The 25908-nt window shown below is 72.4% G+C and carries 27 protein-coding genes; 12 read left to right on the forward strand and 15 right to left on the reverse strand.

Features of this window, described 5'->3' with window-relative positions; genetic code table 11:
* Positions 1–187: 187 nt before the first annotated feature.
* From IG86_RS0111550 to IG86_RS0111580, 7 genes are all read right to left on the reverse strand, one after another.
* Positions 188–1837, reverse strand: coding sequence for a dipeptide ABC transporter ATP-binding protein (locus tag IG86_RS0111550; protein ID WP_030831029.1), 1650 nt, complete (start codon positions 1835–1837; stop codon positions 188–190).
* A complete protein-coding gene (locus IG86_RS0111555) occupies positions 1834–2826 on the reverse strand; it encodes an ABC transporter permease (RefSeq protein WP_030896602.1) in 993 nt (330 codons plus the stop codon). The genes IG86_RS0111550 and IG86_RS0111555 overlap by 4 nt, the downstream gene beginning before the upstream one ends.
* Positions 2823–3806: an ABC transporter permease gene (locus IG86_RS0111560; protein WP_030896603.1), complete on the reverse strand. Its 984-nt coding sequence runs from the start codon at positions 3804–3806 to the stop codon at positions 2823–2825. The genes IG86_RS0111555 and IG86_RS0111560 overlap by 4 nt, the downstream gene beginning before the upstream one ends.
* Complete coding sequence (locus tag IG86_RS0111565) at positions 3803–5542, reverse strand: ABC transporter substrate-binding protein (RefSeq protein WP_030831022.1); 1740 nt, start codon at positions 5540–5542, stop codon at positions 3803–3805. The genes IG86_RS0111560 and IG86_RS0111565 overlap by 4 nt, the downstream gene beginning before the upstream one ends.
* A gap of 184 nt (positions 5543–5726) precedes the next feature.
* A complete protein-coding gene (locus tag IG86_RS45305) occupies positions 5727–5822 on the reverse strand; it encodes an Ms4533A family Cys-rich leader peptide (protein WP_312847296.1) in 96 nt (31 codons plus the stop codon).
* 69 nt (positions 5823–5891) lie between these two features.
* On the reverse strand, positions 5892–7346 hold the full coding sequence (locus tag IG86_RS0111575; protein ID WP_030896605.1) for a DUF3152 domain-containing protein: 1455 nt from the start codon (positions 7344–7346) through the stop codon (positions 5892–5894).
* 6 nt (positions 7347–7352) lie between these two features.
* Positions 7353–8348: an alpha/beta fold hydrolase gene (locus IG86_RS0111580; RefSeq protein WP_030831019.1), complete on the reverse strand. Its 996-nt coding sequence runs from the start codon at positions 8346–8348 to the stop codon at positions 7353–7355.
* Positions 8349–8489: 141 nt separating this feature from the next.
* Between IG86_RS0111580 and IG86_RS0111585 the strand changes: the two genes are divergently transcribed.
* The 4 genes from IG86_RS0111585 (at position 8490) to IG86_RS0111600 (ending at position 10276) form a co-directional block, all read left to right on the forward strand.
* A complete protein-coding gene (locus IG86_RS0111585; protein ID WP_030831017.1) occupies positions 8490–8705 on the forward strand; it encodes a hypothetical protein in 216 nt (71 codons plus the stop codon).
* A gap of 147 nt (positions 8706–8852) precedes the next feature.
* Positions 8853–9491 carry a TetR/AcrR family transcriptional regulator gene (locus IG86_RS0111590; protein WP_030660116.1) on the forward strand — a complete coding sequence of 213 codons (639 nt, stop codon included), beginning with the start codon at positions 8853–8855 and terminating at the stop codon, positions 9489–9491.
* Positions 9492–9626: 135 nt separating this feature from the next.
* Positions 9627–9854 (forward strand): DUF3107 domain-containing protein, encoded by a 228-nt coding sequence (locus IG86_RS0111595; RefSeq protein WP_030831015.1) that lies wholly within the window; start codon positions 9627–9629, stop codon positions 9852–9854.
* Positions 9855–9973: 119 nt separating this feature from the next.
* On the forward strand, positions 9974–10276 hold the full coding sequence (locus IG86_RS0111600; RefSeq protein WP_030831013.1) for a hypothetical protein: 303 nt from the start codon (positions 9974–9976) through the stop codon (positions 10274–10276).
* Between the two features lie 101 nt (positions 10277–10377).
* Here the strand turns inward: IG86_RS0111600 and IG86_RS0111605 are convergent, their stop codons facing one another.
* Positions 10378–11136 carry a ferritin-like fold-containing protein gene (locus IG86_RS0111605; protein WP_030831009.1) on the reverse strand — a complete coding sequence of 253 codons (759 nt, stop codon included), beginning with the start codon at positions 11134–11136 and terminating at the stop codon, positions 10378–10380.
* 471 nt (positions 11137–11607) lie between these two features.
* On the opposite strand from IG86_RS0111605, the gene IG86_RS0111610 reads away from it, so the two are divergent.
* The 3 genes from IG86_RS0111610 (at position 11608) to IG86_RS43545 (ending at position 14823) form a co-directional block, all read left to right on the forward strand.
* On the forward strand, positions 11608–13614 hold the full coding sequence (locus tag IG86_RS0111610; RefSeq protein WP_244305829.1) for a DEAD/DEAH box helicase: 2007 nt from the start codon (positions 11608–11610) through the stop codon (positions 13612–13614).
* Positions 13615–13716: 102 nt separating this feature from the next.
* Complete coding sequence (locus IG86_RS0111615; RefSeq protein ID WP_030896611.1) at positions 13717–14574, forward strand: alpha/beta fold hydrolase; 858 nt, start codon at positions 13717–13719, stop codon at positions 14572–14574.
* A gap of 96 nt (positions 14575–14670) precedes the next feature.
* The gene (locus tag IG86_RS43545; protein ID WP_167344722.1) at positions 14671–14823 is read left to right on the forward strand and encodes a hypothetical protein; all 153 of its coding nucleotides are present in this window, start codon (positions 14671–14673) and stop codon (positions 14821–14823) included.
* An 87-nt stretch (positions 14824–14910) separates the two neighbouring features.
* Here the strand turns inward: IG86_RS43545 and IG86_RS0111625 are convergent, their stop codons facing one another.
* From IG86_RS0111625 to IG86_RS0111640, 4 genes are all read right to left on the reverse strand, one after another.
* Positions 14911–15516 (reverse strand): MarC family protein, encoded by a 606-nt coding sequence (locus IG86_RS0111625; protein WP_030830999.1) that lies wholly within the window; start codon positions 15514–15516, stop codon positions 14911–14913.
* Positions 15517–15591: 75 nt separating this feature from the next.
* Positions 15592–16455 (reverse strand): PHP domain-containing protein, encoded by an 864-nt coding sequence (locus tag IG86_RS0111630; RefSeq protein WP_030830997.1) that lies wholly within the window; start codon positions 16453–16455, stop codon positions 15592–15594.
* A 102-nt stretch (positions 16456–16557) separates the two neighbouring features.
* A complete protein-coding gene (locus tag IG86_RS0111635; RefSeq protein WP_030830993.1) occupies positions 16558–17202 on the reverse strand; it encodes a DUF6758 family protein in 645 nt (214 codons plus the stop codon).
* 60 nt (positions 17203–17262) lie between these two features.
* Positions 17263–17847, reverse strand: coding sequence for a suppressor of fused domain protein (locus IG86_RS0111640; protein WP_030660105.1), 585 nt, complete (start codon positions 17845–17847; stop codon positions 17263–17265).
* Positions 17848–18223: 376 nt separating this feature from the next.
* On the opposite strand from IG86_RS0111640, the gene IG86_RS0111645 reads away from it, so the two are divergent.
* Together IG86_RS0111645 and IG86_RS0111650 are read left to right on the forward strand one after the other, a co-directional pair.
* Positions 18224–19339 (forward strand): magnesium and cobalt transport protein CorA, encoded by a 1116-nt coding sequence (locus IG86_RS0111645; protein ID WP_030830990.1) that lies wholly within the window; start codon positions 18224–18226, stop codon positions 19337–19339.
* A gap of 43 nt (positions 19340–19382) precedes the next feature.
* Positions 19383–19898: a hypothetical protein gene (locus IG86_RS0111650; RefSeq protein WP_030830987.1), complete on the forward strand. Its 516-nt coding sequence runs from the start codon at positions 19383–19385 to the stop codon at positions 19896–19898.
* A 436-nt stretch (positions 19899–20334) separates the two neighbouring features.
* Here IG86_RS0111650 and IG86_RS0111655 read toward each other — a convergent pair whose 3' ends face one another.
* A complete protein-coding gene (locus tag IG86_RS0111655) occupies positions 20335–21126 on the reverse strand; it encodes a hypothetical protein (protein WP_045936629.1) in 792 nt (263 codons plus the stop codon).
* Between the two features lie 187 nt (positions 21127–21313).
* Here IG86_RS0111655 and IG86_RS0111660 point away from each other — a divergent pair, with 187 nt between their 5' ends.
* The 3 genes from IG86_RS0111660 (at position 21314) to IG86_RS0111670 (ending at position 24467) form a co-directional block, all read left to right on the forward strand.
* Positions 21314–22585 carry a magnesium transporter MgtE N-terminal domain-containing protein gene (locus IG86_RS0111660; protein WP_030830981.1) on the forward strand — a complete coding sequence of 424 codons (1272 nt, stop codon included), beginning with the start codon at positions 21314–21316 and terminating at the stop codon, positions 22583–22585.
* An 85-nt stretch (positions 22586–22670) separates the two neighbouring features.
* A complete protein-coding gene (locus tag IG86_RS0111665; RefSeq protein WP_045936632.1) occupies positions 22671–23264 on the forward strand; it encodes a DUF1003 domain-containing protein in 594 nt (197 codons plus the stop codon).
* Positions 23265–23306: 42 nt separating this feature from the next.
* Positions 23307–24467: an Mrp/NBP35 family ATP-binding protein gene (locus IG86_RS0111670; protein ID WP_045936628.1), complete on the forward strand. Its 1161-nt coding sequence runs from the start codon at positions 23307–23309 to the stop codon at positions 24465–24467.
* A gap of 81 nt (positions 24468–24548) precedes the next feature.
* On the opposite strand, the gene IG86_RS0111675 is transcribed toward IG86_RS0111670, so the two are convergent.
* Together IG86_RS0111675 and IG86_RS0111680 are read right to left on the reverse strand one after the other, a co-directional pair.
* The gene (locus IG86_RS0111675; protein ID WP_234316063.1) at positions 24549–25301 is read right to left on the reverse strand and encodes a hypothetical protein; all 753 of its coding nucleotides are present in this window, start codon (positions 25299–25301) and stop codon (positions 24549–24551) included.
* Between the two features lie 137 nt (positions 25302–25438).
* Positions 25439–25873 carry a sec-independent translocase gene (locus IG86_RS0111680; RefSeq protein ID WP_030896617.1) on the reverse strand — a complete coding sequence of 145 codons (435 nt, stop codon included), beginning with the start codon at positions 25871–25873 and terminating at the stop codon, positions 25439–25441.
* Positions 25874–25908 lie beyond the last annotated feature (35 nt).

Here is a 25908-nt window from a genome sequence, read left to right on the forward strand (position 1 = left end):
GCACCCCCGATCTCCCGTCCAGGCGGTCGCCGTCGGTCAGGCGACCCGCCGCGGGAGAACTCAAGCGGATATGCCGAAGGCGCGACGGACGGTTGTCCGTCGCGCCACCGGAAGGGGTGAAGAGTCGTAACTTTCCCGTACGGTTCGCGTTCGAGCACGCTAGAAGTACAGCCCCGGAAGGCTCGAACTAGGCGGTGGCGTAGGCCTCCTGGCGGGACGATCTCCGTTCCGCGGCCAGCGCCGGATCGAGTTCCGGTACCGCGGCCAGCAGTTGGCGGGTGTAGGGGTGGGCCGGACGGTCGTAGACCTCGTCCACCGGGCCCTCCTCCACGATCTCGCCCGCCCGCATGACGGCGACCCGGTCGCTGACCTGCCGGACGACCGCCAGGTCGTGCGCGATGAAGACCAGGGCGATGCCGGACTCCCGCTGGAGTTCCGCCAGCAGGGCGGTGACCTGTGCCTGCGTGGTCACGTCGAGGGCCGAGACGGGCTCGTCGCAGACGATCAGCCGGGGCCGGGGCGCCAGCGCACGCGCGATGCCGACCCGTTGGCGCTGGCCGCCGCTGAACTCGTGCGGGTAGCGGTCGTAGTGCCCGGCCTCCAGTCCGACGCGCTCCAGCAGTTCCCCGACGCGGGCCCGCAGGGCCGCCGTGTCGCGTTCCCCGGCCGCGCGCAGCGGGTCGGCGATGGACTCGCCGACGGAGCGGCGCGGGTTGAGGGAGGAGACGGGGTCCTGGAAGACCATCTGGACGCCGCCCGTGATGCCGGTGGCGGGGACGCCCCCGTGCCGGACCTGCCCGGAGTCGGGCTCCAGCAGTCCGACGAGCATCCGACCGAGCGTGCTCTTGCCGGAGCCGCTCTCGCCGACGATGCCGAGGGTCTCCCCGGCCCGCACGGCGAGGGACACCCCGGCGACGGCGGCGACCCGCCGCCCCCGCCGGCCGAACTCCCGCCGCAGCCCGACGGCTTCGACGACGGGCGCATCCGGCCCCGGCGTTCGGGGCGCGGGGTCCGGGTGGCCGCTCCGGGAACGGCGCGGCCCGTCGAGCCTGGGCACCGCCGCCAGCAGCTCCCGCGTGTACGGCTCTGCGGGGGCGGTCAGCACGGAGGCCACCGGCCCGCGCTCCACCGCCGCGCCGTCCCGCATGACCAGCAGCTCGTCCACGCTCTCCGCGGCCACGCCCACGTCGTGGGTGACCAGCAGCAGGCCGAGTCCGCGCTCCTCGCGCAGGCCGTGCAGCAGGTCCAGGATCTGGGCCTGGACGGTGACGTCCAGCGCGGTGGTCGGCTCGTCGGCGATCAGCAGCCGCGGTTCGCAGGCCAGCGCCATGGCGATGAGGGCCCGTTGCCGCATGCCGCCGCTGAACTCGTGCGGCCGCGCCCGGGAGCGGCGTACGGCGTCCGCGATGCCCACCCGGTCGAGGACCTCGACGGCCCGGGCCCGGGCGGCGCGCCGGGAGGCGCCCGAGTGGATCCGGTGGACCTCGGCGATCTGGTCGCCGATGGCGAGGTAGGGGTCGAGGGAACTCAGCGGGTCCTGGAAGACCATGGCGGCGGTCCCGCCGCGCAGGCGGCGCAGTTCGGCGGGCGTGGCCGCGGACACGTCGGTGCCGCCGACCCGGACGGTGCCGGCCAGCCGTGCGCCGGTGCCGCGGTGCAGGCCCAGCAGGGCCGCGGCCACGGTGGACTTGCCGCTGCCGGACTCGCCCACGATGCCCAGGGCCCGTCCGGCCCGGAGGGTGAAGGAGACCCCGTCCACGGCCCGTACGTGGTCGCCCGCCCCGCCCACGGGGAAGTCGACGACGAGGCCGGCGACCTCGACCAGTGCCTGTGTCATGCGAGGGCCACCCTTCGGTCCGCAGCGGCGTAGAGCAGGTCGGCGATCGCGCCCGCGACGACGACGGCCGCGCCGATCGCGAGGACGACGCCCACGACGACGGGCAGGTCCACGACCCGCACCGCGTCGATCAGGGTCTTGCCGAGACCGGGGATCCCGAACAGCGACTCCGTCAGCACCGCGCCGCCGATCATCGTGCCGAAGTCGACGGCGCTGAGGGCGATCACGGGGGCGACGGCGCCGCGCACCGCGTGCCGGGTGACGAGGGCCCGCTCCCCCACCCCGTAGGCGCGGAAGGTGCGGATGTGGTCCTCGGCGAGCGCCTCCAGGGTCGAACTGCGCGTGAGCCGGGCGTACTTGGCGCTCTCGAAGAGCCCGAGCGTCAGCCAGGGCAGCAGCAGGTTCCAGGCCCACTGTTCGGGGTCCTCGGTCAGGGGCACGTACGTCGGGAACGGCAGCCACTGGAGGTAGGCGCAGACCGCCATGAGCAGGAGCAGCCCCAGGATGAAGACGGGCGTGCCGGTCCCGGCGAGGGTGAGGACGGTCAGCAGGCGTTCGGTGATGCCGCCGCGGCGCAGCGCGGACAGCAGCCCGGTGCCGACGCCGACCAGCAGCCAGATCGCCAGCGCGCCCAGCGCGAGCGACAGGGTGGCGGGCAGCCTGGTCAGGATCAGCCCGGTGACCTGCTGGTCGGTCTGGTACGAGAATCCCAGGCAGGGCGCGTCGCAGTGCAGGGCCTGCCCGGCGCCCGCGGAGTAGTCCCGGCCGGCCACCAGCCCCTGGAGGAAGTGCAGGTACTGGGCGACGGCCGATTCGTTCAGCCCGAGCTGTTCGCGGACCTGGGCGATCTGCTGCGGGTTGCAGCGTTCTCCGCAGGCGAGGCGGGCGGGGTCGCCCGGGGCGAAGTAGAAGAGGACGTGGATGAGGACGGACAGGGCGAGCAGCACGAGCAGTGCGCCGCCGATCCGTTGGAGCACGAAGCGCGTCACGCCTTGCTCTCCTTTCCGGTGCCGACCCGCAGGCGGGAGCCTTCGCGCGGGTCGAGGGCCGTGCGGACGGCGTCACCGAGGACGGTGAAGGCGAGCACGGTGACGAAGAGCAGCCCGGCGGGCAGCAGGACGTAGGCCGGGTCGGCCCGGAACCAGGTCTGTGCGCTGGAGAGCATCTGTCCCCAGGAGGGGGTGGGCGGCTTGACGCCGACCCCCAGGAAGGACAGGGAGGCCTCGGCCACCATGGCGGTCGGCACCTTGATGGCGGCGATGGTGATGACGGGGGCGGCCAGCGAGGGCAGCAGTTCGCGGCAGGCGATCCGCAGGGTGCCGTTGCCGGAGAGCCGGGCGGCGTCCACGAAGTCGAGGCCGCGCAGGGCGAGGGTCTGGGCGCGGACCATGCGGGCGGTGCCGCCCCAGTCGAAGAGCCCGATGAGGAGGATCAGGAGCAGGGGGCGCGGGAAGTCGGGCGGGACGACCGCGGTGAGGGCGATGCCGATGACCAGCATCGGCAGGGCGATCATCACGTCGGTGGCCAGGCCGATGAGGCGGCCCGCGAACCGGCCGCCGAGCGCGGCGGCGAGTCCGACGCCCACGCCGACGGCCGTCTGTACGGCGACCGCGCCGAGGGCGACGAGCAGCGAGATCCGTGCGCCGTACAGGAGCCGGGTGAACAGGTCGCGGCCGGTGCCCGGCTCGACGCCGAGCCAGTGGTCGGCGGAGATCCCGCCGAAGGAGCCGAGGGGGACGCCGCCGCGGGCGGAGTCCACGAGGTCGTCGTGGTAGGCGCCGGGGTCCTGTCCGGTGAGGTGCGAGAGCAGCGGGGCGGCGAGCGCGAGGAGGACGAGCAGGGCCAGGACGGCGGCGGCCGCGAGGGCGGAGGGCCGCCGTCGCACCCGCCGCCACACCTGGCGTCCGGCGCCGGCTCCCGGGGGGACGGCCCCGGGCGCCGGCGCGGACCGTTCGAGGGCGATGCTCACTTGACCGCGACCTGCGAGATGTCGAGGACGCCGGTCCAGTCGCTGATGACGACGTTCTTGACGTCCTTGCCGACGAGCCGCTTGTAGACCGGGTGGAAGAGCGGCACGGTGAGGGCCTGCTCGCCGATCTTCTTGTCGAGGGCGCCCCAGCGCTTGCCGGCCGCGGCGAGGTCGGTCAGCTTGGCGATCTCGTCGATCTCGGCGTTGACGGCCGGGTCGTCGAGCTGCGCGTGGTTGTAGTTGGAGCCGCCGGTCACGATCTGCCGGCCGTCGAAGATCGGGGCGAGGAAGGGGCCTCCGGACGGCCAGTCGGCGCCCCAGCGGGAGAGGAAGAAGCCGGGGGTGTTCTTGGCGTCCCAGCGGCGCTCGTTGAAGGCGTTGTTCTCCAGGCCCTCCAGCTTGACGGTGATGCCGGCGGCGGCGAGCGCCTGCTGGACCGCGGTGGCGACCTCGGGGCTGGTCTGGCGGTTCTGCGCGGTGGAGTGGGTCAGGGTGACGGTGAGGCCGTCGGGGAAGCCCGCCTCCTTCAGCAGTTCCTTCGCCTTGGCCGGGTCGCCGGTCCTGCCCGCCGGGAAGTGGTCGTACGGGGTGAAGCCGAAGGCCTCGCGCTCGGGCAGGAAGGTGGTGGCGGGCTCGGCCAGTGCGGAGCCGCCGGCGGCGTTGACCACGCTGGTGCGGTTGATCGCGTGGGAGACGGCCTGGCGCACCTTCGGGTTGTCGAAGGGTGCGACCTTGGGGTTGAAGGCGATGTAGTTGACGTAACCGAAGTGGCCGGTGCCGACGCGGCCGGCGAGTTCCTTGTTGTCGCCGATCTGCGCGAGCTCCGCCGGGCCGAGGTTGGTGTCGGTGGTGATGGCGGCCGAGTCGGGGCCGGCGCTGGTGGTCAGGCGCTGGTTGATGACGGCGGAGTCGAGACCGGAGCGGACGTCGATCTTGTCCGGGTAGGCCTTGCGCTCCTCGTCGGTCTTCTCGTCCCAGTGCTCGTTGCGCTCCAGGGTGAGGTGCTCGCCGTCGTTCTCGTTCTTGACGACCTTGTAGGGGCCGGAGGAGACCGGGTGCTCCTCGTACTTGGCGCCGGTGTCCTTGGCCTTGGGGACGGGGGCGAACTGCGTCTGGGTGGCGACGAAGGGGAATTCGCCCTCGGGCTTGCGGAGTTTGAAGACGATCGTCTTCGGGTCGGGCACGAGGATCGAGTCGAGCCCCTTGCCGCCGTCCTTGTACGGGCCCTCGTAGCTCTCGCCGCCGACCAGCCAGTCCCGCAGGTAGGGGGCTCCGCCCGACAGCTCGGCGGCGAAGGACCGCTCGATGCCGTACTTGATGTCGGCGGTGGTGATCGGGGAGCCGTCCTCGTACTTGAGGCCGTCCTTGAGGGTGTAGGTCCACTCGGTGGCGTCGGCGTTGGGCCTTCCGGTGTCGGTGGCCAGGTCGGGCACGACCTTGGTGCCGGCCGCGCCCTCCTCGCGGTTGCGGGTGGTCAGCGTACGGAAGACCAGCGAGGGAACGTTTCCGCCGCCAGAGGTGTAGAGCCGGGCCGGGTCGAAGTCGTTCTGCGGCTCGGAGTTGAGGACGGTCAGCGTGCCGCCCTTCTGCGGCGCACCCGCGGCGCCGGGCTTGCCGCCGGCGGCGCCGGCCCCGTCAGCGCCGTCCTTGGGCCCGCAGGCGGCGGCGCCCCCGGCCAGTACGAGGCTGACGGCGGCCGCGGCCACGCGGCGCGATATGTGGGACTGACTGGGCATCGGAGAAGGACCTCTCGGCGTGAAGGAGGAACGGAAGGGCCACGCGAGGGGCGGCGATCAGCGATCAGCGGCGGTACCGGACCGGCACCGAACAGGAGGAAGCCGCGCCTGCAGGCATGGGCGTGCCCGGGCGCGGCGGCGTCACGAAAGGGACGAAGAGGGTCGCTGCGCGGTCGGGCCGGCGTCAGCGACAGAAGATGTCGGCCACGCTGTGCGCGGCCACACCGAGGAGCGCCAGCTCAATGGCGGCGCTCGCGGTCAGGGTGTGGCGGTGCGACATGCGGAGAACCATGACCGATGATCGGACGGCTTGTCAACGCGACGGCCGGCCCGTTCCGCCGACGCTGCGTCAACTCTCCGGAAACGCCCAGGGGTTGGGCTTGCACTGGATGCCGTCGATGTTGAGGGACTTGGTCTGCTGCTGCATGACCGGGGCGAGCGCTCCCGGGGTGCGGCAGTTGACGTGGCCGTGGCCGAGCCGGTGGCCGACCTCGTGGTTGATGAGCATCTGGCGGTAGGTGAGCATCTGGCCCGGGCCGTAGGTCTCGGAGCCCTGGGCCCACCGGAAGGCGTTGATCATCACCCGCTCGGTCTTCGCCGAGTCGCAGGACACGTTGCCGACGATGGTGTCGAGGTCGGACTTGGCGCACCAGACGCCGGTGGTGCCGGGGCTGGCGAGGGTGATCACGAAGTCGGCCTCGCCGCCCGGTACCCGTTCGAAGGTCTTCGTACCGCCGTGGCCCCAGCTGCGGTCGTCGTTGAGGGTGCGGTGGACGGCCTCGGCGAACAGCTGCGGGTCCAGTCCCAGGCCCTGCTCGACGTCGACCCGGTAGCGCACGATCTTGCCCTTGCCGGGGGCCTTGGCCACGCCGGGCACGGTGTCGAAGGTCCCGGGCCCGGTGAGCTTCGGGTCGAGGGGCAGCTGCGCCGCCATCTGCTGCTCGTACGTCAGCTCGGGCGCGGGCGCCTCGGCGGACGGCGCCACCGGCGCGGCCACGCCGCCGTTCGGAGTGGGGCGGCCGTCGGAGCGGGAGGCGGCGGTGTCGCTGCGGTCCTTGCCCGTGGCGGCGGGCGCGCCGGCCCTGGCCTCGTCGGTGTCGCCGTCGAGGTACGACTGGCCCGCGACGACCACCGCGAGGACGGTGGCGGCGGCGGCCGCGGCCATGCCGGTGTAGGTACGGACCTTGCGACCGCGCCCGGAGCCGGAGGCGGACTCGGTTTCGGACCCGGCCGGCTCCGCGGCGGGGTCGGCCGGCATCCGCGGGCCGGGCACCCGGCGGTGCGAGCCGGTGGAGGTGAGGGGGTCCGGCGCGGCCTCTTCGGGCACGACCTGCGGGAAGCCCACGGCGGGGGTGCCGAAGGCCGGGGTGCCGGTGTCCAGGAGCGCGGCGTGGGCCGCCACCTGGGCCGCGGGGGCCTCGGTGCGCGGGCGCGGCACCCCGCGCCAGTCCCCGTACACGGAACCGGAGTCGGGGCGGGAGTCGGGGCGGGAGTCGGGCCGGGCGCCCCAGGCGCCGCCGGACTCGTACTGCTGGGGGTGGCCGCCGGCACGCGTGTCGGCGGCGGGCAGGTCCTGCGGGACGTACCCCTGGTGGGTGACGGTCGCTTCGGGCCACCCGGCGAACGGGTCGCCGTTGGCGAAGACGTCGTTGCCGAAGGCGTCGTCGTTGCCGAAGGCGTCGTACGCGTACTGGTCCCCGTACGAGAGGGGATCCGGCTGCGCCTGCTGGCGCGCTGCGGCGGGCGCCTGCGCCGGAGCGGACTCCGGAGCGGGCGCCCCGGATTTTCGACTGTGTCGTCCCACGACCCCTCAGCCCCTGCCCTCTTCGGTGTCCCGGTCCGCAGCCCCCGCGCCGGTGTCGCGCAGCAGCTCCGTGAAGGCGGCGGCCACCACCTCGGGGTACTCCATCATCGCCACGTGCCCGGCCTCGGGCAGGCACAGCAGCCGCGAACCCCGGAAGGAGGCCGCGGCCTTGTGCGCCATACGGTACGAGACCAGCTGGTCCCGGCCACCGTAGACCAGCAGGGACGGGGCGAGCACCCGCTGCGCCTGGCGCCACAGTCCGTGCTGTCCCCCGAGGGTGTAGGCGTCGACGATGCCGCGTGACGTGCGGGTCATCGCGTCCCAGAAGTACGGGAGGGCCATCCGGCGCTCCATCTCCTCCACTGCGTTGCGGAACCCCTCGGGAGTCACCCGGGAGGGGTCTCCGTAACAGAGGTCCGTCACTCCCCGGGTGCGCTGTTCGGCGGTGAGGCCCCGGGTCATCCGGCTGAAGAGCCCGGCCACCCCGGGCAGCGCCAGGAGCGCGGTCGGCACGGCCGACCGCTGCACGCGCAGCTCGGGAAGGGCCGGCGAGACGAGCGTCAGGGTGCGCACCAGGTCGGGGCGGACGGCCGCGACGCGGGTGGAGACGGCGCCGCCGAGGGAGTTCCCGAAGAGGTGGACGGGTCCGCGACCGGCGGCGTCCAGGTGGCGGATGACCGCCCGGGCGAACGCGGTGACGGAGTAGTCGCGGTCGGACGGTGGCGGGGACCAGCCGAAGCCGGGCAGGTCCACGGCCTCGCCGTCGACGGTGTCCGCCAGCTGCGCCATGAGCGCCGACCAGTTCTGCGAGGAACCGCCCAGCCCGTGCACGAAGAGGGCGGGCGGCAGGCCGGTGCGCCGGGGCGGGCGCACCCGGACGGCCAGATCCAGTCCGGGCAGCGCGGCGGTGCGCAGCTGCTCTCCGTCGGCCAGCCGGACCGCTCCCGCGGGGGAGGACAGTTCGGCGGTGGACCGCACGCCCGGCAGCTCGGTCGAAGACATGCGGGCAATGTTACGAGAGGATCACGCTCCACTTGTTGTGTTCGCGGTCACAGACACATCGCGGATCCTGGTATCCGCATAGCGGTGCCCCCGCGATCCTCCTAGGCTCGTAAGTGACACAAGGAAGCGAGGGGAGCGGCGATGACTGTCGACCCTGCGGAGCCGGACACCTTTCGGGAGCGGTTTCCGGAATCCCTCGATCCTGAGGCGCCCGAGGCGGATGTTGCGGAACAGCAGGCCGATCTCCGGCCGGACGACGACGACCCCGACAACGGCCACCAGGCCGGCCAGGCCGCGGACGGCGATGCCGCCGAGCAGGCGCGGGTGGTGCCGCTGGACGAGGACGACTACCGCTGACCGACTGCCGACCGACCGCTGACCAGCGCCTCCGGGCCGTCCGTACCGCGAGAAAACTCGGCTTGGACCCCCCAGATTCGGTTACCGAAAAGTACGATGGCGGCGCGGCGCAGAGCGCCTGTGTTCTGAGAGAAAGTGGGAGGCGGCGTGACAGCCATCGAGCAGACCGAGGCAGCGCGTCCGCGGGGCACGCGACTGCCGCGCCGAGCCCGGCGCAACCAGCTGCTGGGCGCGGCCCAGGAGGTCTTCGTCGCCCAGGGGTACCACGCGGCCGCGATGGACGACATCGCCGAGCGTGCCGGCGTCAGCAAGCCGGTGCTCTACCAGCACTTCCCCGGCAAGCTCGACCTGTACCTGGCCCTGCTGGACCAGCACTGCGAGGCGCTGCTGCTGGCCGTGCGCACCGCGCTGGCGTCGACGACGGACAACAAGCTGCGCGTGGCCGCCACCATGGACGCCTACTTCGCGTACGTGGAGGACGAGGGCGGCGCGTTCCGACTGGTCTTCGAGTCCGACCTGACGAACGAGCCCGCGGTGCGCGAGCGCGTCGACCGCGTCTCGCTGCAGTGCGCGGAGGCCATCTCCGACGTCATCGCCGAGGACACCGGCCTGTCCAAGGACGAGTCGATGCTGCTGGCCGTGGGCCTGGGCGGGGTCTCGCAGGTCGTGGCCCGCTACTGGCTGTCCAGCGAGAGCCCGGTCGCGCGTGACACGGCGGTCGGGCTGCTGACCTCGCTCGCCTGGCGCGGCATCGCCGGTTTCCCGCTGCACGGCACCGAATCCTGACGGTCGCCGCGCGGTCCTCGCGGTGTTCGCTGCCAGCGTGTCCGCTCTGCGCGGTCCGCGTCCCCTCTCCGGGCTAATGTGGACCGCGTACGGCGCGGCTGATCGCGCGAACCGGATCGTCGGAGGGACAAAGCCGTGGAGGTCAAGATCGGCGTGCAGCACGCACCCCGGGAGATCGTGCTGGAGAGCGACCTGAGCGCCGAGGAGCTGGAGAGCATCGTCAGCGCCGCGCTGTCCGGCAACGAGCCGCTGCTGAGCCTCACCGACAACAAGGGCCGCAAGGTCCTGGTGCCGTCCGACCGCCTGTCGTACGTCGACCTGGGTGAGCCGACCGCACGCAAGGTCGGTTTCGGAGCGCTCTGAGAAGCACTGAGAACTGTCCGAAACGGCCCGGTGGTTGATTCCACCGGGTCGTTTCTCTTTCTTCCGCTTCGGGTAGGACCGCAGTGACCCGGTTTGCCCTGACGTATGGGAGAGACCTCATGGTGCTGATGGAAGTGCTCGGCTCCGCGCTGTTGGGCCTCGCCCTGTCCGCCGCAGCCGTCCGAGTGCTCGCGCCCCGGCTTCCTTCCCGGAAGACGGTGCTGGTCAGCGGAGTGCTGGGGGCGCTGTTCGGCGCCTATCTCACCCACTTCGCGCTGGGCCCGGGGCACAACACCCTGATGGCGACCTTCATCGGCGCGGTGCTGGTCTCGGCCGTGGTGCTGTCCCTGCTGCTCCGTCCGGCCCACGGGCCCCGCAGGCGTCCCCACAGGACTCCGTTTTCGCTCCCGTCGCGGGGGTGACCCCTGAAAGCCGGGCCGTGAGGGCCGGCTCCCCGGACCGCGTACGTCGGCCCCGGCGCGCACAGGGCGCGCCGGGGCCGACGATGTAGCGGACCGTCAGGTCAGGCGGCGAGGCCGAGGGCCGCCATCCGCTTGGTGTGGGCCTTGGTGATCCGGGTGAACATCTCGCCGACGGCAGCGAGGTCGAAGCCCGCCGCCATCCCGTCGACGCCGCCGACCAGCATGGTCGAGAGCGCGTCGCGCTCGGCGACCACGCGCTGGGCCTGCGAGAGGGCCTCGCCCATCAGGCGGCGGGCCCACAGTGCGAGCCGGCCGCCGCAGCGCGGGTCGGCCTCGATCGCGGCGCGCACCTTCTCCACGGCGAAGTTGCCGTGGCCGGTGTCGTCGAGCACGCCGAGCACGAGGGCGCGGGTGTCGGTGTCCAGGTGGGAGGCGACCTCACGGTAGAAGTCACTGGCGATGGAGTCCCCGACGTACGCCTTGACCAGGCCCTCCAGCCAGTCCGACGGGGCGGTCTGGCGGTGGAAGTCGTCGACGCCCTGGGCGAAGGGCTGCATGGCGGCGGTGGGCTCGACCTCGATCTTCGCGAGGCGGTCCCGGAGCTGCTCGAAGTGGTGGAATTCCGCGGAGGCCATCGCGGCGAGCTCGGCCTTGTCGTCCAGGGTGGGCGCGAGCTTCGCGTCCTCCGCGAGGCGCTCGAAGGCCGCGAGCTCCCCGTACGCGAGCGCGCCGAGCAGGTCCACGACGGCGGCCCGGTACTGCGGCGAGGCAGATGCGGTCACCCAGTCCTGCGAGGCGATCCCCGTGGCTTCGGTGGGGGTGCTGTCGTCGGCGGGCGAGGCGTTTTCTACGGTCGGCATGCTCCGCACAATAGCCCGCCGAATGGCGCCTCAAGTCACCACGTCTGCTCATAGCCTGTCCACCTAAACCCACCTACCCGGTGAATTCACCCGACACACCTGCGCGATTCCGGGGTACAGTGGTAATGCGCCTGCCGAATACTCGGCGGGCCATCCGAATGAGGATGCCCGGTCGGTGGCCCGATCGGCTCCAACCGACCGCCCTCGGTGTGGTGCGTACGTCCATGCGTACCGCCTCCCACGAGGGGCCCCCTCAGCGGCAGATGCGCTTGAGCGAAGGCTAGTGGTCCCGCGCAGCTTCGTACGTGGCAGTACTGCAAGCACAGCACGGTAGGACCCCCCTCGCCGCCTCGCGCCGCGTCTCACAGAAGAGGCAGCACCCTGACTACGTTCCGAGACCTCGGGATCTTTCCCGAGACGGCCGAAGCCCTTGAGGCCGTCGGCATTGTGTCCCCCTTCCCGATCCAGGAGATGACCCTCCCCGTCGCCCTTTCCGGCACGGACGTCATCGGCCAGGCCAAGACCGGTACCGGCAAGACGCTCGGTTTCGGCCTTCCCCTGCTGGAGCGGGTCGTCGTCCCCGCGGACGTCGAGGCCGGCCGGGCCACGCCCGACCAGCTGACCGACGCCCCGCAGGCCCTCGTGGTGGTTCCGACCCGCGAGCTGTGCACCCAGGTCACCAACGACCTGCTCACCGCCGGCAAGGTCCGCAACGTCCGCGTCCTGGCCATATACGGCGGCCGCGCCTACGAGCCCCAGGTCGAGGCCCTCAACAAGGGCGTCGACGTGATCGTCGGCACCCCCGGCCGCCTGCTCGACCTGGCCGGACAGCGCAAGCTCGACCTGTCGCGCGTGCGCGCGCTCGTCCTGGACGAGGCCGACGAGATGCTCGACCTGGGCTTCCTGCCCGACGTCGAGAAGATCATGGCCTACCTGCCCGCCAAGCGTCAGACGATGCTGTTCTCGGCGACCATGCCGGGCGCGGTCATCGGCCTGGCCCGCCGGTACATGACGCAGCCGACGCACATCCGCGCCGTCTCCGAGGACGGCGAGGGCGCGACCGTCGCCAACATCACGCAGCACGTCTTCCGTGCGCACAACATGGACAAGCCGGAGCTGGTCTCCCGCATCCTGCAGGCCGAGGGCCGCGGCCTGGCCATGATCTTCTGCCGTACCAAGCGCACGGCGGCCGACATCGCCGAGCAGCTGGAGCGCCGCGGCTTCGCGTCCGGCGCCGTCCACGGCGACCTGGGCCAGGGCGCGCGCGAGCAGGCCCTGCGCGCGTTCCGCAACGGCAAGGTCGACGTGCTGGTGTGCACCGACGTCGCCGCGCGCGGCATCGACGTCGAGGGTGTGACCCACGTCATCAACTACCAGACGCCCGAGGACGAGAAGACCTTCCTGCACCGTGTGGGCCGTACCGGCCGCGCGGGCAACAAGGGCATCGCCGTCACCCTGGTCGACTGGGACGACATCCCGCGCTGGCAGCTGATCAACAAGGCGCTGGAGCTGGACTTCCACGAGCCGGTCGAGACGTACTCCACGTCGCCGCACCTGTTCGAGCAGCTGAACATCCCGGCCGGCACCAAGGGCATCCTGCCGCGCGCCGAGCGCACGCGGGCCGGCCTGAAGGCCGAGGACCTGGAGGACCTGGGCGAGACCGGCGGCCGCGGTGGCCGTGGCGGCCGCTCCGCGCAGGCCGCAGTGGTGACCGAGGAGCGTCCGGCCCGTACGCGTACGCCGCGCCAGCGCCGCCGCACGCGCGGCGGGTCCGAGGTCGGCGCCGAGCAGGAGGCCGTGTCCCCGGTGGCCGAGGCCCCGCAGGCTCCGGCCGCGGGTGACGAGCCGCGCAGGCCGCGCCGCCGCCGGACCCGTGTGGGTGCGGTACCGGTGCAGTCCGCCCCGGCGGCGGTGGCAGAGGCTCCTGTGGCCGAGGCCGCCGTGGTCGCGGCTCCCGTGGCCGCGGTGACCCCGGTCGCCGAGGAGGCCCCGGCCAAGCCGCGCCGCGCCCGCGTCCGCAAGGCCGTGGAGAGCGCCCCGGAGCCGGACTTCCAGATGGCCGCGCCCGTCGAGCCGGCTCCCGTCCGGGCGCGACGACCGCGCCGGGTCGTGGAGACGGCTCCCGAGCCGGACTTCCAGATGGCTCCGCCCGTCGAGCCCGTCAGGGCGCGGCGCACCCGCAAGCCGGCGGCCGCCGCTGCGGTGACCCCGGTCGCCGAGGCCGCCGTGGCCGTGGCCGAGGCCGTGGAGGCCCCGGCCAAGCCGAAGCGCACCCGCACCCGCAAGGTCGCGGAGGCCGCTCCGGTGGCCGCCGAGACCGTCGCGGTGGCGGAGGAGGCTGCGGTCAAGCCGAAGCGGACCCGTACCCGCAAGGCCGCGGCCGCGCCGGTCGCGGAGGCCGTCGCCGTGGCCGAGGAGGCCCCGGTCAAGCCGAAGCGCACCCGCACCCGCAAGGTCGCGGCCGCGCCGGAGGCGTAGGACCACAGCACCGCACCGACGGCCCCGGCCCCCTTCCGAGGGGGCCGGGGCCGTCGGCGTACCCGGGCTGTGCCATGGGCTACGGGCCGGTAACCTCGGGCCATGAGCAAGCCCCCGCGCCTTACGCTGCCGTCCGTCGCCCGTGCGTACCGCCTCTCCACCGACCGCGGTTCCTTCGCCGTGCACGAGGCCGGGGAGCCGGTCCGCGGCACCGCCCTGCTGGTCCCGGGCTTCACGGGCAGCAAGGAGGACTTCATCGCCCTGCTGGAGCCGCTGGCCGCCGCCGGTTACCGGGTCGTCGCCGTCGACGGGCGAGGCCAGTACGAGACGCCCGGCCCGCGCGAGGAGTCTGCGTACGGCCTGGAGGAGCTGGCGCGCGACCTGCTCGCGCAGGTCCGCGCGCTGGGCGCCGGCCCGGTGCACCTGGTCGGCCACTCGCTCGGCGGGCTGATCTCGCGCGCCGCCGTGCTCCGCGACCCGGCGCCCTTCGCCTCGCTCACCCTGCTGAGCAGCGGGCCGGCGGCGATCGCCGAGGAGCAGCAGGCGCGTACGAAGCTGCTGGTCGCGGCGCTGGAGGCGATGGGCGACGACATGCCGGGGATCTGGGCGGCGATGCGGGCCCACGACCCGCAGGACGCGGCCCAGGACTCCCCCGAGCTGACGCACTTCCTGCGCGAGCGGTGGTTGGCCACCGTGCCCGAACAGCTGATCGTCACGGGCCGGGCCCTGATCTGCGAGCCCGACCGGGTGGACGAGCTCAGCCGGGTCGGGCTGGCGAAGCTGGTGCTGTCGGGGGCCGTGGACTACGCCTGGCCGGTCCCGCTGATGGACGCGATGGCCGAGCGGCTGGGCGCGCGGCGGGTGGTCGTACCGGGGACCGAGCATTCCCCGAACGCCGAGGACCCGGCGGCCACGGCCGCCGCGCTGGCCTCGTTCTGGGCCGCCGCCACCGACATGTAGTTAGCCAGTCAAAAAATTTCCTTAGCGTAGGGAATGATTGCGGCCTACACTTCGTTGAACCAGTGCAAGGAGAACACTGACGAAGGGAGAAGCCCCGTGCGCTTCGAGATTCTGCGCCTGGACGACGTCGACGGGACCGCCGTGGACAGCACCGTCGTGGACGCGGCCTCCGTCAACCGGATCGTGCAGCAGGCCGCTTACGTCGGCCAGCGCATCCTGATCCGACCGGCCGAGAGCGCGTCCATCTGACGCTCCGCGCGAAACGTTCACGCCCCCGCACCGGGACCGGTGCGGGGGCGTTCGCGTGCCTGCGGGCGCGCGGGCGGCGCGGGGCGGTCAGGCTCCCTGGACCACCTGGAGCACGCCGTTGATGATCTGCTGGACGGCGATCGCCGACAGCATCATGCCGGCGAGCCGGGTCACGAGGACGACGCCGCCGTCCTTGATGACCCGGATGATCACCAGCGAGTAGCGCATGGTGATCCACAGCACGACGTGCATGGCGATGATCGCGGCCCAGACCGAGACCTGGCCGGCCGCCCCGTCCGCCTTCTGCACGGCCAGGATGACGGAGACGATCGCACCGGGCCCGGCCAGCAGCGGCATCCCCAGCGGCACCAGGGCGACGTTCACGTCCTTGGTCTGCTTGGGCTCGTCGGTCTTGCCGGTGAGCAGGTCGAGCGCGATGAGCAGGAGCAGCAGACCGCCGGCGATCATCAGCGCCGGGACGGAGACGTGCAGGTAGTCGAGGATCTGCTGACCGCAGATGCCGAAGACCGCGATGACGCCGAAGGCCACGCAGACGGCCTGCCAGGCCATGCGGCGCTGCACCTTGACGGGACGGCCGGAGGTCAGCGCCAGGAAGATCGGCGTGATCCCCGGGGGGTCCATAATCACAAAAAGGGTGAGAAAAAGGGATCCGAAGACGGCGAAGTCGAACACAGTGATGCCTTGCAGGAGAGAGGGGTGTCGCGAAGAAGAAGTGAGGACCGGTGGAGCGGGCCGCAGCGCGGCCGGTCAGCGCTCGCGTCCGCCGGCGCCGGGCACGGGGAAGGCCCCGGTCGCGCGGCGCGTGATCTCGCCGTAGATCTCGGGGTCGGTCGTGTACTCGCCGAGACGGCAGGTCTTGCGGCTGCCGTGGTAGTCGCTGGAACCGGTGGTCAGCAGGCCGAGGTCCGCCGCCAGGCCGCGCAGCCGCGCGCGGGTGTCGGCGTCGTGGTCCATGTGGTCCACCTCGATGCCGTCCAGGCCCGCGGCCGCCAGCGCGGCTATCGCGGACTCCGGCACGCACCGGCCGCGCTTGACGGCGGCGGGGTGCGCGAGGACGGTGACGCCGCCGGCCGCCTTGACCAGGCGCACGGCGTCGAAGGGGTCGAGCTCGTGCTTCTCGGCGTACGCGCGGCCGCCGTCGGCGAGCCAGTCCGGCGTGAAGGCGTCCGAGACGGTGGGTACGACGCCCAGCTCGACGAGGGCTGTGGCGATGTGCGGCCGGCCGACCGAACCGTCCCCGGCGATCCGCGCCACCTGCTCCCAGGTGACGTCCACGCCGAGGTCACGGAGCTTGCCGACCATGGTCCGGGCCCGCGGGACCCGGTCGTCGCGGACGAGTTCCCGCTCACGGGCCAGCTCGGGCTCCTCGGGGTCGAAGAGGTAGGCGAGCATGTGCACGCCGACCCCGTCGAGCCGGCAGGACAGCTCGGCGCCGGTCACCAGCGTCAGTCCGGCGGGAAGCGCCGCGAGGGCCTCGCCGTACCCGCCCACGGTGTCGTGGTCGGTCAGCGCGACCACGTCCAGCCCGGCGCCGGCGGCGTTGCGGACCAGCTCGGCGGGGGTGTCCGTACCGTCGGACGCCGTGGAGTGCGCGTGCAGGTCGATGCGCACAGCGGGGCTCCATGGGTCGTGCGTACGGGGGGACACCCCAGGATAACCGGGCGGAAGGTCCGGTTTCGCCGGAAGGATCTACGCGGGGACGCCCGGAGCGATCTAGGACGGACCCAGGATGCGCGGGCTCAGGGCCCCGCACGGGAGGAGTTCGACCTCGGCGCCCCCTTCGCGCAGGTCGGTCAGGACCAGCTCGTCGTACAGCAGGAGCCCCGACTGCTGCGGCCAGACGATCGCCCACAGCCACAGGCCGCGCGCCTCCCCGGCGAAGACGGCCCGGTCGTCCGGGCCTCCGCCCACGTGCCACAGCGGTGTCGGGCGGCCCGCCGCGACCACCTTGGTGTGGGGCGGCCCGGCCATGTTGATGGACGGGCCGGGGTCGGGGCCGTCGATCCCCGCGTACCGCGCGCCGAGGCCGACGCCCAGCTCCTCCGCGATCAGCAGCAGCTCCCCCATGCCGCCCACCGGTCCGGGACCCGAGCAGGCGACCACCGTCGCCCGGCCCCCGCTGCGGTCGTCACCGGCGGACGCCACTCCGGTGAACAGCCAGCCCAGCGGCAGCGGCCACGGCATCCACACGGGCACCCGCGCCCGGTGCACGACCACGCCCAGGCCCTCCACGCTCGGCGGGATGACGGGTTGCAGGGGGTGGACGGCGCCGTGCACCGCGCACTGCCAGGAGTCGGAGAAGAGTCCGGGCGCCCTGACCCGGCCACCGCACTTCGGGCAACTTGGTTCACCCCTCATAGGTAGCCACGCTCCTCCCCGCCCGGCCGCCAGTCAAGGCACGGTCACCCGTCCGGGCTGTCAGTCCAGTGCGACAGCGCTACGCAGAGGGTCCCTCAGGTCCGTTCCGCGCGCGAGCCAGCGCTCCTGCAGGGCGGCCGCGCCGTGGACCCGCTTCCAGGCCGCCTCGTTCGCCGTCATCGGCAGCAGCGGCAGGAACCTCACCGGTTCCATGGGCTCGTCGAGGTCCAGGTCCTCCACCAGCCCGCCCGGTTCCGCCACGAGGACGGAGCTGAACGGCGCCCCCTCCCACAGCGGCTCGCCCACGTCGAGCGAGGCACCCGGGGCCACGACCAGCCCCTCGACCTGGGGGGAGGCGGCGAGCACCGCGAGCGGCCTGAGCAGTTTGTCGGTGTCCGCCAGCCCCGCCCGTACGGTCAGCACCAGTTCGGCGCGCGGGCCGCGTACGGGGTCGGCGACCACGGCGGTCGGATCGGTCATCGGGTTCGCGGACATCCCGAGGGTCGCGTACCGGACGAGGTCGCCCTCGGCGAAACGGAGTACCTCGATGCGGTCGGTGCCCAGGAAGGTGACGGCGGCGCGGGCGTCGGGTTCACCGAACGCGGTGCGCAGCCGGGCCTCGACGAGGGCCAGAATTTCTGCCATGCAGCGAGCATAGAACTCGTATCAGCCGGGTAAAGGGCGGGTCTTGACCATCCGTCGGCTGATAGTGTTGACAGCTGTTCGGGGCCGCACGCAGAAGCGTTGTTTCAAGGCCCCGGAGACAGGACGTCCCCCACGGGGGACCGGCCGGAGGAGGTGGGGCTGCGGTGGACCGAAGTCGATCGTGCAGTACCAATCGCTCTTCCGCTTCTCCGGCGGGCGCTTCCCGCCCTCTGTGATCTTCTGATCAGTAGAAGAGCGACGGCAGAACGTTGTCCTCCCGTCCTGTTCCCTCCCGCCTGCCCGGGCCTGCCCGCCCCGCGTGTCGGAGGGTCTCCCACCCGTACGGTCCGCAGCCGTGCGTGCGAAGGAGCCTGCCATGTCGATGCTGCCCTACCTGCGCGCGGCCGTACGCCCGTCCCTGCGCAAGTCCACCCCCGTACAGCCCGGCTACGACGCGACCCGCGACCCGTCGGCGAGCAGCGCGGTGGTCGACTGCGCCGTGTACCGCGACGGCCGCCGGGTGCTGGGCCCGGCCTGTCTGACGCCCCGTGAGGCGATCCGCCGGGTCCGCGAGGACGGCGGCTTCGCGTGGATCGGCCTGCACGAGCCGACGGAGGCCGAGTTCGCGGGGATCGCCGCCACCTTCGGCCTGCACCCGCTGGCCGTCGAGGACGCGGTGCACGCCCACCAGCGGCCGAAGCTGGAGCGCTACGACGACACCCTCTTCACCGTCTTCAAGACGATCCACTACGTGGAGCACGCCGAACTGACCGCCACCAGCGAGGTGGTGGAGACGGGCGAGGTGATGTGTTTCACCGGCCCGGACTTCGTCATCACCGTCCGGCACGGCGGCCAGGGCTCCCTCAAGGGGCTGCGCCACCGCCTCCAGGACGACCCCGAGCTGCTGTCCAAGGGTCCCTCGTCCGTCCTGCACTCCATCGCCGACCACGTCGTCGACGGCTACATCGCGGTCGCGGCGGCGATGCAGGACGACATCGACGAGGTGGAGAGCGAGGTCTTCGCCGCCCCCGCCAAGGGCAGCGCGCGCGGTGGCGACGCGGGCCGGATCTACCAGCTCAAGCGCGAGGTGCTGGAGTTCAAGCGGGCCGTCTCGCCGCTGCTGCGGCCGATGGAGCTGCTGAGCGAGCGGCCGATGCGGCTGGTGGACCCCGACATCCAGAAGTACTTCCGGGACGTGGCCGACCACCTCGCGCGGGTGCACGAGCAGGTGGTGGGCTTCGACGAACTCCTGAACTCGATCCTCCAGGCCAACCTCGCGCAGGCGACGGTCGCCCAGAACGAGGACATGCGCAAGATCACCTCCTGGGCGGCCATCATCGCCGTCCCGACGATGATCTGCGGGGTGTACGGGATGAACTTCGACCACATGCCCGAGCTCCGGTGGGAGTACGGCTACCCGACGGTGATGGCGGCGATCTTCGGTGCCTGCTTCACCATCCACCGGGCGCTGCGCCGCAACGGCTGGCTGTAGGACCCGAAGGGGGACCCGCACGGCGACCCCCTACCCTGTCCGCATGACTCTCAGCACGCTCGACCTGGCCCTCGTCGAGGAGGCCACCAAGAAGTCCGGCCTGATCTGGGTCCGCGGCGCCGGGGCCGACCGCGCGCTGTGGCACGCCTGGGTGGACGGGGCGGCCCACGTACTGGGCGACGGACCCGGCGAGCAGCCGTTCCCGGGGCTGGCGGACGGCGCGGGCGCCGAGGTGACCGTGCGGAGCAAGGACAAGGGCGGCCGGCTGGTGGCCTGGACGGCGACCGTACGGGAACTCGCGCCCCGCAGTGAGGAGTGGCACGCGGCCGTGGCCGAGCTCAAGGGCAAGCGGCTGAACGCGCCCGACTCGGAGGACATGACGGAGCGGTGGGCGCGGGAGTGCCGGCTGCTGCGGCTGGAGCCGGAATCGGTGCGGTCAGAACTGCCGGACGGCTCGCTGGCCGCGGCGCCGCTGGGTTCCCCGGCGACGACCCGCAGGCCGGTCCCCGCGGCCCTGCCGAAGCTCCTGCTCAAGCGCAGGAAGGCCGCGCGGGGTTAGGGCGTTCCGGGAGACCGCTCCGCAGCCGTCCCTGCCCTTCCGGACGGTGGTGGGTCTCAAACCCCCGGGTCCTCCGGCTCCTCGGGCGGGTCCTCCGCAGGGGCCTCCGTCTCATAGGGCCCACCTCCTGCGGCAGGTTCACGGGGCCGCCGGCGAAGGGGGCGGCGTTCACCTCGGCGGTCGGGGCCGAGGTGGCCGTCGCGGCGGAGGCTAAGCCGCCTCCCGCAGCCGCAGCCGCCGCGGCCGACGCCGCGATCGCCGCGATGCAGAGACGGACGGAGTTCTTCCTGATCTTGCGGGTCACGATTACTCCCGCTGGTGGCGGGGGTGCACCTCGCCGCGCCCCTGGTTCCCTTCCGGTGGACCGGAGGGGGCAGCCCGCAGGGTCATGTCCCGTGGCTCCGCGACGTGACGGTGCCGGGGTCCCGCGGGCGGCTCAGGGCTTGGTGGGGTTCGCGCCCTGGCCCGAGCCCTTGGAGGGGGCAGGGGCCGACTCGCCGCCCTCGCCCTTGGTCGTCGGCAGCTGGCTGCCGTAGTCGACCGTCTGGTCCTGCGCGGGCGGGTCGAGCTGGAACGATTTGCCCCACTCGGCGAGTTCCACCCGGCCGGCGCCGCCGGCGCGCTCCATGAGCAGCGGGTACGGGGTCCCCTCCAACGACACCGAGAGCTTGCCGCCCTTGCCCTCGTCAGCCGTGACCTGCACCGCGCGGGTGTGCCCGACCTTGGTGTAGGAGCCCTTGGCGAGCTTGCCCTCCAGGCCCAGCAGCCCGTCCAGCAGGACGTCCATGTCGGTGAAGCCGCGGAACTGCTTGTAGGAGGGGTCGCCCTCGGGCACCTTCACGTACTTGTCGCCGAGCTTGCCGGCCGAGTCGGACTGGCCCCAGAACGCCGCGCTGGCCTTCAGGTAGAGCTGCTCCCCCACGCGCAGCAGCTGGAAGGTGTCCTCCTTCGACTTCACCTCGCCGGAGCCGCCGTCCGCCTTCAGCCGCATGTCGACGGTGAAGGACTTGCCGCCGCTCACCAGCGTGCCGGACAGGTGCACCGAGTCGGCTTCGGTCGCGGCCGCCTTCGCCTTCGCCTCGATCTTGTCGGCGGAGAGCTTGCCGACGCCGTTCGTGCCCTCGTCCGGGTCGTCCCCGCAACCCGTACCTGTCACGGCGAGACCCGCGCACAGCACACCGATGAAGGCGGCCCGGCGCAGCCGCGCGGCGGGGAAGTAGGCGGTCACGGGCAGGTGCCTCTCGTCGTCAGTCTGCGGCCAGCAGGCAGCGTACCCGTCCGTGTGAGGCGGCCCGCGACCGCTCCCCGCGGTCCGCCCGGCCCCGGGCGGACCTCCCCACCAGGACGCTTTCCCGCGGCACGGGCTAGCCTGAGGGGCGGCACGACTGTCGACAGACGCTCTAGGAGGCGCTCGGATGGCTGCAGGCGCCCCGCGGATCTTCGTCTCGCATCTGTCGGGGGTGCCCGTTTTCGATCCCAACGGCGACCAGGTCGGCCGGGTCCGCGACCTCGTCGCGATGCTCCGGGTCGGCGGCCGCCCGCCGCGGCTGCTGGGCCTGGTGGTCGAAGTGGTCAGCCGGCGGCGGATCTTCCTGCCGATGACCCGGGTCACGGGCGTCGAATCGGGTCAGGTCATCACCACCGGCGTCATCAACATGCGGCGCTTCGAGCAGCGGCCCACCGAGCGGCTGGTCCTGGGCGAGCTGCTGGACCGCCGGGTGACGCTGGTCGCCAGCGGCGAGGAGGTCACCGTCCTGGACGTGGCCATCCAGCAGCTGCCGGCCCGCCGGGACTGGGAGATCGACCGGATCTTCGTACGGAAGGGCAAGTCGGGTGCGCTGCGCCGGCGCGGCGAGGCCCTGACGGTGGAGTGGTCGGCCGTGACGGGCTTCTCGCTGGAGGAGCACGGGCAGGGCGCCGAGAACCTGGTCGCCACCTTCGAACAGATGCGCCCCGCCGACGTGGCGAACGTCCTGCACCACCTGACGCCGAAACGGCGCGCCGAGGTCGCCAACGCCCTCGACGACGACCGGCTCGCGGACGTCCTGGAGGAGCTGCCCGAGGACGAGCAGGTGGAGATCCTCGGCAAGCTCAAGGAGGAACGCGCCGCCGACGTCCTGGAGGCGATGGACCCGGACGACGCCGCCGACCTGCTGTCGGAGCTGCCGGAGGACGACAAGGAGCGGCTGCTGACGCTGATGCAGCCGGACGACGCGGCCGACGTGCGCCGCCTGCTGTCCTACGAGGAGAACACCGCCGGCGGTCTGATGACGACCGAGCCGATCGTGCTGCGCCCGGACGCGACGGTCGCGGACGCGCTGGCCCGTGTACGGCAGGCGGACCTGTCGCCGGCTCTGGCGGCGCAGGTGTACGTGTGCCGGCCGCCGGACGAGACGCCGACGGGCAAGTACCTGGGCACGGTGCACTTCCAGCGGCTGCTGCGGGACCCTCCGTTCACCCTGGTCAGCTCCATCGTGGACACGGACCTGCCGCCGCTGCGGCCGAACGCCTCGCTGCCCGCGGTGACCACGCACCTGGCCGCCTACAACATGGTCGCGGTGCCGGTGGTCGACGAGGGCGGATCGCTGCTGGGCGCGGTGACGGTCGACGACGTGCTGGACCACCTGCTGCCGGACGACTGGCGGGAGACGGACTTCCATTCCGAGGAGGCCGTCGGTGGCCGCTGAGCGAGGACGCTTCGACCGGGGGCGGGGCGAGCAGGCGCGCGAGCGGCGCCGCGAGCAGATCCGGGAGCGGCGCGAGCAGGCGCGGATGCAGGCGCGCGAGCACGGGCTGGCGGCGGAGGCGGCGGAACGTTCCGGCGAACGCGGGGCGAAGTCGTCGAGCGGGTCGAGCGCGCTGACGCGCTCGCGGGTGCGCCTGGACCTGCCGCGCGCGCCGCGCCGGTCCCTGCTGCCCGAATACGACCCGGAGGCCTTCGGGCGGCTCTCGGAGCGGGTGGCGCGCTTCCTGGGCACGGGCCGGTTCATCGTCTGGATGACGCTGGTCATCATCGTCTGGGTGCTGTGGAACATCTTCGCGCCCGACGACCTGCGGTTCGACCCCTACCCCTTCATCTTCCTGACGCTGATGCTGTCGCTGCAGGCCTCCTACGCCGCCCCGCTGATCCTGCTCGCGCAGAACCGGCAGGACGACCGCGACCGGGTCACCCACGAGCAGGACCGCAAGCAGAACGAGCGCTCCATCGCCGACACCGAGTACCTGACGCGGGAGATCGCGGCGCTGCGGATGGGCCTGGGCGAGGTCGCCACGCGCGACTGGATCAGGTCGGAGTTCCAGGACCTGATCAAGGAGATGGACGAGCGCCGTCTATTCCCGGCGGAACGTGATGAAGGCGACCGCTGACGGGCTTTCCTGAGCCCTGCTACCGAGCCGTACCATCGGGGCATGGCTACCGACACAAGCTCCGCCGCCGTGCCTGAGCAGGACGCGATCCTGGACGCTCTGGCGACGGTGAACGACCCCGAGATCCACCGGCCGATCACCGAGCTCGGGATGGTCAAATCGGTGGAGATCGGCGACGGCGGCGCGGTCGCCGTCACGGTCTACCTCACGGTGTCGGGCTGCCCCATGCGCGAGACCATCACCAAGAACGTCACCGAGGCCGTCGAGAAGGTCGCGGGCGTCACCTCCGTCGCCGTCACCCTCGACGTGATGAGCGACGAGCAGCGCAAGGACCTGGCGGCCACGCTGCGCGGCGGCACCGCCGAGCGCGAGGTCCCGTTCGCCAAGCCGGGCTCGCTGACCCGTGTGTACGCGGTCGCGTCCGGCAAGGGCGGTGTCGGCAAGTCGTCCGTCACGGTGAACCTGGCCGCGGCGATGGCGGCGGACGGCCTGAAGGTCGGCGTGGTCGACGCGGACATCTACGGCCACAGCGTGCCGCGCATGCTGGGCGTGGACGGCCGTCCCACCCAGGTCGAGAACATGATCATGCCGCCGTCCGCGAACGGCGTGAAGGTCATCTCCATCGGCATGTTCACCCCGGGCAACGCGCCGGTCGTGTGGCGCGGTCCGATGCTGCACCGGGCCCTGCAGCAGTTCCTGGCGGACGTCTTCTGGGGCGACCTGGACGTGCTGCTGCTGGACCTTCCCCCGGGTACGGGTGACATCGCGATCTCCGTGGCCCAGCTCGTTCCGAACGCCGAGATCCTGGTCGTCACCACCCCGCAGCAGGCCGCGGCCGAGGTGGCCGAGCGGGCCGGCTCGATCGCGGTGCAGACCCACCAGAAGATCGTCGGTGTCGTCGAGAACATGTCGGGCCTGCCGTGCCCGCACTGCGACGAGATGGTGGACGTCTTCGGCTCGGGCGGTGGCCAGAAGGTCGCCGACGGGCTGACCAAGACGGTCGGCGCGACGGTGCCGGTGCTGGGCCAGATCCCGATCGACGTCCGGCTGCGCGAGGGCGGCGACGAGGGCAAGCCCGTCGTCCTGTCCGACCCGGACTCGCCGGCCGGTGCGGCCCTGCGCGCGATCGCGGGCAAGCTGGGCGGCCGCGCGCGCGGCCTGTCGGGCATGTCCCTGGGCATCACCCCGCGCAACAAGTTCTAGCTCTGGGGTACGGAAAAGGGCACCGCCGGCCGGCGGTGCCCTTTTCCGTGCCCGTACCCGTACCCGTACCGGGCGGTGCGGCTACTCGTACGTGCCGAGGTCGGAGATCGCCGAGAAACCGAGGCCGTAGGCGCTCATCCCGCGCCCGTAGGCGCCCAGGTGCACCCCGCTCCCGGTGGAGCCCGCGAGCACCCAGCCGAACTCGGACTCGCGGTAGTGGAAGGTGGTCGGCTCCCCGTCCACCGGCAGCGACAGCGTGGACCAGTCCTCGCCGGCGAGGTCGTCGGCGAGCTCCCAGGCGGCCTCGGTCTGCTGGTCGAGCCAGTCGTCGCGCAGGGTGTGGTCCATCTGTCCGGGCCAGCTGTAGGCCAGCAGCCCGGAGCCGGCCAGCCAGGCCGCCGAGGAGACCGAGGTGGCCTCCAGGACTCCGGTGCCGTCACCGCTGCGGCGCAGCGGGTTGCTCGCCACGGTGATGACCACCGCGAACCGTTCCTTCTCGCCGGTGGCGATCTCGCCCCGGGCGGACGGCTCGTCACCGTGGCCGGTGGAGCCGTGCTCGACCGTTCCGTCCGCGGCGGTGCCGACCTGCATGAGCCAGCGGGGGCCGGTGAAGGCCCCGTCCAGCCCGTACCAGGGGAAATCGGCGGCCAGGAAGCCGTCGGCCGTCCGGCGGGCCGCCGGCACGGGGGCGGCGGCCTCCGGCTGCTGCCCCTCGCCGCGGTCGCCGGTATGCGGGCTCGTATGCGGACTTGTATGCGGTTCCTGTGCGGGGTCTGCGGCGGCGGGCGCCTCGGCGGTCTGCGCCCCTACCAGGCTGCTGCTCGTCGTCTCCATCTGGGCGGCCTCTCGTTCCGTGGGGTCCGGAACGGCCCTCCCCCTCGCTGCGCTGGGGGGACCCCCTCCCTCGGGCGTCCCGCGATCCGGACAGATGGAGGATAGCCATCGGACCGCGGATCGCCGGGCAGGCTGGGTCAGGTGGCGTCGGCGTCGAACCGCGCGCGCTGCTCGGAGGCCGGGGCCGCGGGCTTCTTCAGCAGGTCCGCACCGGTGGCCGCTGCGGACGGGGAGGCCGGGGCGGGACCGGTCTCCGGGTTGTTGACGGCGTCGGTGACGTCGTTCAGCTCCTTGCGGAGGTCGAAGCTGGTGCGGATCTCCCTGAGGTCCTCGTTCTCCGTCAGCTGCTTGCGGATGAAGGTCTTCGGATTCAGGTCCTCGAATTCGAAGTCCTTGAACTCCGGGCCGAGTTCGGAGCGGATGTCCTGCTTGGCGCTGTCGGAGAAGGCACGGACCTTGCGGATGAAGCCCGTGACGTCCTGGATGACCTTGGGCAGCTTGTCCGGGCCGAAAACGAGAATGGCGAGAACCACGATCGTGACGAGTTCGAGTGCGCCTATGTCGTTGAACACCTTGCCGCTCCTCGGCTCTCTGTCACTTCGGGCCC

It is taken from the genome of Streptomyces virginiae, from assembly GCF_000720455.1.
GTDB classification, from domain to species: Bacteria; Actinomycetota; Actinomycetes; order Streptomycetales; family Streptomycetaceae; genus Streptomyces; species Streptomyces virginiae.

Excerpts from the sequence above, each read along its gene's own strand:
- IG86_RS0111550 (WP_030831029.1), bottom strand. The coding sequence starts at position 1,837 with ATGACACAGGCACTGGTCGAGGTCGCCGGCCTCGTCGTCGACTTCCCC.
- IG86_RS0111565 (WP_030831022.1), bottom strand. The coding sequence starts at position 5,542 with ATGCCCAGTCAGTCCCACATATCGCGCCGCGTGGCCGCGGCCGCCGTC.
- IG86_RS45305 (WP_312847296.1), bottom strand. The coding sequence starts at position 5,822 with ATGTCGCACCGCCACACCCTGACCGCGAGCGCCGCCATTGAGCTGGCG.
- IG86_RS0111580 (WP_030831019.1), bottom strand. The coding sequence starts at position 8,348 with ATGTCTTCGACCGAGCTGCCGGGCGTGCGGTCCACCGCCGAACTGTCC.
- IG86_RS0111585 (WP_030831017.1), top strand. The coding sequence starts at position 8,490 with ATGACTGTCGACCCTGCGGAGCCGGACACCTTTCGGGAGCGGTTTCCG.
- IG86_RS0111600 (WP_030831013.1), top strand. The coding sequence starts at position 9,974 with ATGGTGCTGATGGAAGTGCTCGGCTCCGCGCTGTTGGGCCTCGCCCTG.
- IG86_RS0111605 (WP_030831009.1), bottom strand. The coding sequence starts at position 11,136 with ATGCCGACCGTAGAAAACGCCTCGCCCGCCGACGACAGCACCCCCACC.
- IG86_RS0111610 (WP_244305829.1), top strand. The coding sequence starts at position 11,608 with ATGACCCTCCCCGTCGCCCTTTCCGGCACGGACGTCATCGGCCAGGCC.
- IG86_RS0111615 (WP_030896611.1), top strand. The coding sequence starts at position 13,717 with ATGAGCAAGCCCCCGCGCCTTACGCTGCCGTCCGTCGCCCGTGCGTAC.
- IG86_RS0111635 (WP_030830993.1), bottom strand. The coding sequence starts at position 17,202 with ATGAGGGGTGAACCAAGTTGCCCGAAGTGCGGTGGCCGGGTCAGGGCG.
- IG86_RS0111640 (WP_030660105.1), bottom strand. The coding sequence starts at position 17,847 with ATGGCAGAAATTCTGGCCCTCGTCGAGGCCCGGCTGCGCACCGCGTTC.
- IG86_RS0111645 (WP_030830990.1), top strand. The coding sequence starts at position 18,224 with ATGTCGATGCTGCCCTACCTGCGCGCGGCCGTACGCCCGTCCCTGCGC.
- IG86_RS0111650 (WP_030830987.1), top strand. The coding sequence starts at position 19,383 with ATGACTCTCAGCACGCTCGACCTGGCCCTCGTCGAGGAGGCCACCAAG.
- IG86_RS0111660 (WP_030830981.1), top strand. The coding sequence starts at position 21,314 with ATGGCTGCAGGCGCCCCGCGGATCTTCGTCTCGCATCTGTCGGGGGTG.
- IG86_RS0111665 (WP_045936632.1), top strand. The coding sequence starts at position 22,671 with ATGCAGGCGCGCGAGCACGGGCTGGCGGCGGAGGCGGCGGAACGTTCC.
- IG86_RS0111670 (WP_045936628.1), top strand. The coding sequence starts at position 23,307 with ATGGCTACCGACACAAGCTCCGCCGCCGTGCCTGAGCAGGACGCGATC.
- IG86_RS0111675 (WP_234316063.1), bottom strand. The coding sequence starts at position 25,301 with ATGGAGACGACGAGCAGCAGCCTGGTAGGGGCGCAGACCGCCGAGGCG.